4 protein-coding genes and 1 tRNA gene are annotated in these 6,059 nt (G+C 41.2%); 4 read left to right on the top strand and 1 reads right to left on the bottom strand.

Translation table 11 applies throughout. The annotated features are described in order from the left end of the window. Nucleotides 1-536: 536 nt before the first annotated feature. The 3 genes from H5125_RS03075 (at nucleotide 537) to H5125_RS03065 (ending at nucleotide 2,984) form a co-directional block, all read left to right on the top strand. Nucleotides 537-1,160: a YchE family NAAT transporter gene (locus tag H5125_RS03075; RefSeq protein ID WP_194956085.1), complete on the top strand. Its 624-nt coding sequence runs from the start codon at nucleotides 537-539 to the stop codon at nucleotides 1,158-1,160. 231 nt (nucleotides 1,161-1,391) lie between these two features. After that, nucleotides 1,392-1,481, top strand: a tRNA-Ser gene (locus tag H5125_RS03070). A gap of 183 nt (nucleotides 1,482-1,664) precedes the next feature. After that, nucleotides 1,665-2,984: a DEAD/DEAH box helicase gene (locus tag H5125_RS03065; protein WP_101087059.1), complete on the top strand. Its 1,320-nt coding sequence runs from the start codon at nucleotides 1,665-1,667 to the stop codon at nucleotides 2,982-2,984. Between the two features lie 53 nt (nucleotides 2,985-3,037). On the opposite strand, the gene yegS is transcribed toward H5125_RS03065, so the two are convergent. Beyond that, nucleotides 3,038-3,967: a lipid kinase YegS gene (gene yegS / locus H5125_RS03060; protein ID WP_101087060.1), complete on the bottom strand. Its 930-nt coding sequence runs from the start codon at nucleotides 3,965-3,967 to the stop codon at nucleotides 3,038-3,040. A 271-nt stretch (nucleotides 3,968-4,238) separates the two neighbouring features. Between yegS and H5125_RS03055 the strand changes: the two genes are divergently transcribed. Continuing rightward, nucleotides 4,239-6,029, top strand: coding sequence for a DUF885 domain-containing protein (locus tag H5125_RS03055; protein ID WP_182743516.1), 1,791 nt, complete (start codon nucleotides 4,239-4,241; stop codon nucleotides 6,027-6,029). The last annotated feature ends 30 nt before the right edge of the window (nucleotides 6,030-6,059 follow it).

Below are 6,059 nucleotides of genomic sequence, written 5' to 3'. Positions count from 1 at the left end.
ATCGACATCACAAAATATATCCACTAAATTATTCATACGCCCTCTGCATGATTAAATCCTTCTTGGTCGAAAGATCTGATCGTAAAGAGGGCGTTTAGTTCAATTCTTATCCCGAGTTCAGGTTACTTACATACTGTCAAAATAAACTGACCGGCTAAATGTATACTTTTAGGAGAAATAAAAACTCCGCTATCGTTAGTATTTTTCATCATAAGGCTATTCTTATTTTGTTGAATAATATGTAGGTTAACCACGGACAAACAAGGTTTTAAGTTATGTTGTAGGTTAAATCATCATATTGATGCTAATTAGAACTGTATAGTGAAATAAAATAACTAAAAGTGCGTGTTTACGTTAACTGTCATTGTGATGTAAAAACACAAATAATAGACGTAGCATTAGTTTTTGTATTGTAAAACGGTCTATCAAATATAAAAAATTTCATTTGGGGAATGGCAATGTTTCAGCTACATTAGCGCCCTCAGAATCGAGCTTCAATACAGGTAATATCAAGAGGGTTATACCAAGTGGATTTCATGCTTTATATCAAGTTCTTTCTAGGACTATTAGCCATTATTAACCCAGTAGGGTTATTACCTGTTTTTGTTAGCTTAACCAGCCATCAAACTGAAGTTGAGCGTAGACATACCAACCGGGTGGCAAACTTTGCCGTAGTGGTCATTTTATTGGTGACGGCAATAGCAGGGCATTACATTCTTAGTATGTTCAGTATTTCATTATCGGCTTTTCGTATTGCCGGTGGTAGCTTGATTTGTATTATTGCCATGTCGATGCTACAAGGTAAAATCAGTGAAGTGAAACGCAACCAAGAAGAAGACCGTGAGTCTTCAGGTATGGAGTCTGTTGCAGTTGTCCCTTTAGCTTTGCCATTAATGGCTGGTCCTGGTGCCATTAGTGCGGTGATTGTGTTTGCGGCGGAGCATCACCAAATAACCAACTACATTGGTATGTTTTTAACCATTATTATCTTAGGTCTTGTTAGTTGGGGTTTATTTCGTATGGCGCCAATGCTGTTTAAACTATTAGGTAAAACTGGCATTAACGTTATTACTCGTCTAATGGGTCTACTGATGTTGTCTTTAGGCATTGAAGTGATCGCCGCGGGTGTTAAAGGACTTTTCCCTACCTTAATAGGTTAGTTAGCTTGCTAGTTGCTGTGCATTTGTGCAAACGCTTGATAGTGGGGATTTTTAGCTTGACCCGCTATCATCATTTGCGTAAAGTACGCCTCGATTAGCACTGCCGCGGTTAGTATTAAGTGGTTTTGTATTGTTGAGAGGTCATTATCCCACTCAATAGAATCAAATATTAAGTACTGCCTTTTTATCTGATGTCTTTTAATGGTATGGATAAAAAGTCAGTCACAAATTGGTGAGCTGGCTGAGTGGCTGAAGGCGCACGCCTGGAAAGTGTGTTTAGGTTTATCCCTAACGAGAGTTCGAATCTCTCGCTCACCGCCATATTATGAAAAAAGACGTCTTCGGACGTCTTTTTTCATTTGTGTTTTAATACAATACTGACAATTTGGCTGATGCTTCGTCTCGCCGTTGTCTAGTATGACTTTATATTAACGAGGTGTTAGCGCTTGTTATGCGTAGCCTCTATAATGCTCTATTCTTGTTTTACTACTGAGACCCACTTTCATGCCTTTTTCGACACTTGGATTACGCGACACGATTGTCAATGCCCTACATGAAGTGGGATACAGTCAGCCGACACCGATTCAACAACAGACTATTCCGGTTATTTTAAAGGGTAAGAACCTGCTTGCCGCGGCGCAAACGGGCACCGGTAAAACCGCAAGCTTTGTATTACCAATATTAGAACGCTTAGCCGATACTGAAACCCAGCGTGCAAAACGTATTCGAGCGTTGATTTTAACCCCAACTCGCGAACTCGCAGTGCAAGTTCACGCCAACGTAGTTCAGTACGCCAAGCATTTATCGTTAACCTCTATCGCCATTTATGGTGGGGTTGATGAGAAGCCGCAAAAACAAGCCTTAATTGATGGTGTGGATATTTTGGTGGCGACACCAGGACGTTTACTCGACTTATATACCCAACGTGCTGTGCACTTTGATGAAATTGAAGTGTTGGTGCTTGATGAAGCCGATAGAATGCTCGACATGGGCTTTATCGAAGATATTAATAAAATCATCGATAAATTACCTTCTGAACGTCAGAGTTTATTGTTTTCCGCGACATTATCAAACCAAGTGCGTGCGTTAGCGAAAACGGCCATTAAGCGTCCTGTGGAAATTTCGGTGATTGCTGATCGCGATTCAGCACCGAAAATCGAGCAGTGGTTAACGACGGTTGATAAAGATAAAAAATCAGCTTTATTAAGTCATTTAATTAAAACCGAAGAGTGGAATCAAGCGCTAATCTTTATCGAAACCAAGCAAGGTGCCGCTAAATTAGTCAGTCAGCTTGAAAAGCGTGATATTGCTGCTGAGTGTATTCACAGTGGCCGCAGCCAGCCGGTGCGTGAACAAATTTTAGCTGATTTTAAATCGGGTAACATTAAATACCTAGTAGCTACCGGTATTGCGGCCCGTGGTATTGATATTGACGATTTATCTCGTGTAATCAATTATGACTTGCCTTATCCGGCCGATGACTACATTCATCGTATTGGTCGAACCGGTCGTGCCGGTGCTGCTGGTGTCGCTATTTCTTTTGTGTCCAATGATGACTTTAAAAACCTGTGTATGATTGAAAGTCGTTTGGGGCATTTAATTGAACGCAAAGAAATAGTCGGTTTTGAACCATCTAAGCCTATTCCTATTTCGGTGTTGAATTTTATCCCAAAAAATCGTCAGCATAAATCAACCTCAGCGACAGACCGACCTACGCTGAGTTTAGGCAAATCGAAAACGGCTTCAGCTGACTTTAGAAAAACCAAAACAGCTAAAGCGCCAGCCTCGCCGAAAGGTAATAAACCTAATCCGTGGAATATCTAAACTGATTAGATAAACGATTAACTTAGTTGTTGTATCGGCGATTAAAGCGGAATTTACTTTCCGCTTTTTTGTGTGGATTTCTCAAGGCATGGACAGTCTGGCGGTAACACAAACTGAATGGCTTTTGGGAGTACTTCAAAACGCATTTGCTCTGTTGGATAGGGTTCGCCATCTAAATTAAGCGGTAACTTGATAGGGAAATCAATTTCTAGCCAACGGGTTTGAAAATGATAACAAAACCTGGCTTCATGACTCATGGCTTGTATTTCTTCTAACACCACCGGGATATCAAAGGTTGAAAATGACTTCAGCAGGGTGATATCCATCAAGCCATCATCAATTAACGCATTGGGCGCCAGCATTTGTCCGCCGCCAGCTTGCTTATTATTGCAAATGGCGCCTACCAGAATATCGCCATCGAACGTGCCTTTATCGGTGGTAATACTGCCTTGATAAGGCTTAAAGCCTAATGCTTTTGCCAATCCTATTAAGGTATAAGCCCCGCCGCCCAGAAAATCTTTTAACTCTGTTGGTGTTTCTGCAGTCACTTGCGCGCCAAAACCGGCGACAGCCGCATTAATAAAATAATTATTGTTGGCTCTAATGATATCAATAGGGTAGCTGTCACCATGAATCGCCAGTTCCAAAGTGGAATGAATATTATTGCTAATTCCACACGCAGTGGCGAAATCATTTGCCGTGCCTAATGGCAGCACGGCTATTTCGAGCATATGATCCTGTTGTGACAGTTGCATCAGGGCATTAACAGCCTCATTAAGTGAGCCATCACCGCCTCCAATAACCACTCTGCCGACATTATCGGCTATTGCTTCCGTCATAAAACGCAACATATCGGCACTTTCCCAAGAGACCCGCACATCAACAGTATGGCCCTTTTCACGTAAAGCGATAACCGATTGTCTGATGTCGACATTGGCGGCTTTTTTACCATTAAGCAGTAGTCGGATATGTGTTGAAGGCATCGTTAAGACCTCTGTTGATTATTATGGACACGGCTATGTAACTAAAAATCGGTTTCTAGGCTACAAGCAGTTGATCGATTCACTATTTTTATGTCACAAAAGGTGTCTGCATGCTGCAAAACCGTGACGAACATGATTAACTCATTATAATTGCCGTAAGATGAATTTTTATTCGTATCTTCGCAACAAAAATCTTTGTGCACGAAAGCGATATGCATCAAAAAATAAGTTTATATACACTAAAAAATAATAACAATGTAAGGGATAACTCATGAAAAAATCTTTACTTGCTTTGGCGGTTACTTTTGCCATGGTCGGCTGTGGCGATGACTCGGTTAAGCCAAGTCCACAAACCAAGACCGTTACTGCAGAGGCTAGCACAACTACAACCGTGGCAGAATTAACCTTTAACAAATATTCACAACAGTTTATTGATGAGCTGTGGGCATTATCACCAACGTGGGCTCTGTACAGTGGCAAACATGTTAATGATGGCTATTTAGATATCCCTAATCAAGCTAGCCGCGACAAAACGTTGGCATTTGTTAAGCAACAGCAAGCGGCACTAGCCCAATTCGATTCGCAGTCATTATCTGCTAACGAGTTAATTGATTATAAATTACTGAGTAATTTAGTTGAGTCAATGCAATGGGAAATTACACGCTTTAAAGGTTGGCAATGGGATCCATCTAATTACAATGTTGCCGGTGGTTTTGCGCAAATCATCAATGAAGACTTTGCGCCGTTAGATGAGCGCTTAGGCTCTGTTATTGCACGTCTTGAAAATGTGCCCGCTTATTATGAGGCCGCGCGACAAAATATTAGTGAGCCGACACTTGAGCATACCCAATTAGCGATTATGCAAAATCAAGGCGCATTTTCGGTATTGTCTGCCGAGTTAGCCCAGCAAGTCACTGATTCAGGCTTAAGCGCAGAGCAGAAAGCGTTATTTACTCAACGTTTTGATGCAGCAACTGCAGCGATTAAACAGCACATTGAGTGGTTAACCGCGCTTGAAACTAAGCTAACCGAAAATGGAGGCCGTGATTTCCGTATTGGTGAAACCTTATACGAAGAAAAATTCGCCTTCGATATTCAGTCTGGTATGACCGCTAAACAGTTATATGACAAAGCTGTGGCAGATAAAAATCATGTTCAGCAAGAAATGGCTAAGATCACCGATACCATTTGGTCAAAGTATATCGATACCCCAAAACCAGACGATGAGAGACAAGCAATTCGGCAGTTAATTGATGTGTTATCAACCAAACATGTTAAACGAGAAAACTTTGTTGCTGAAGTGCGTAAGCAAATTCCAGAACTGATTAAATTTGTCAATGACAAACAACTGGTGACGCTTGATCCTAACAAACCGTTAATTGTGCGTGAAACCCCTGAATACATGCGCGGTTTTGCGGGTGCTTCTATCAGTGCACCAGGGCCTTATGACAAAGGCGGTAATACTTACTACAACGTTTCGCCCCTCGATGACATGAGTGATGAGTCAGCCGAAAGCTATTTACGTGAATACAATCACTGGATTTTACAGGTACTGAATATTCATGAGGCTATCCCAGGGCATTACACACAATTAGTCTTTTCTAACCAATCTCCTAGTTTAGTGAAAAGCTTATTTGGTAACGGTGCCATGATTGAAGGTTGGGCAGTGTATACCGAGCGTATGATGCTGGAAGAAGGTTATGGTAATTTTGAACCTGAAATGTGGTTGATGTATTACAAATGGAATTTACGGGTCATTTGTAACACTATTTTAGACTACAGCATTCAGGTTAACGGAATGGGTGAGCAAGAGGTGATTGACTTGCTCGAGAATGAAGCATTCCAACAACGCGCTGAAGCTGAAGGAAAGTGGCGTCGAGCGACCTTAAGTCAAGTGCAACTGACTAGCTATTACGCTGGCTATCGTGAGATCTATGATTTCCGCGAACAACTTAAAGCTAAGCAAGGTGAAAACTTTGATTTAAAGCAGTTTCATGAACAGTTTTTAAGTTACGGTAGTGCGCCGGTTAAATTTATTAAACAGTTGATGACAGATAAATAGACCAATGATGTCTCATTCATTATTGTGACA

The sequence above is a fragment of the Shewanella sp. SR44-4 genome (genome assembly GCF_014163715.1).
GTDB lineage: Bacteria > Pseudomonadota > Gammaproteobacteria > Enterobacterales > Shewanellaceae > Shewanella.
The sequence above is the reverse complement of the archived record's forward strand: the minus strand, read 5'-3'. Positions and strand labels throughout refer to the sequence as shown.

Coding starts and splice junctions, on each gene's coding strand:
- H5125_RS03075 (WP_194956085.1), top strand. CDS start 537: ATGCTTTATATCAAGTTCTTTCTAGGACTATTAGCCATTATTAACCCA.
- H5125_RS03065 (WP_101087059.1), top strand. CDS start 1,665: ATGCCTTTTTCGACACTTGGATTACGCGACACGATTGTCAATGCCCTA.
- yegS (WP_101087060.1), bottom strand. CDS start 3,967: ATGCCTTCAACACATATCCGACTACTGCTTAATGGTAAAAAAGCCGCC.
- H5125_RS03055 (WP_182743516.1), top strand. CDS start 4,239: ATGAAAAAATCTTTACTTGCTTTGGCGGTTACTTTTGCCATGGTCGGC.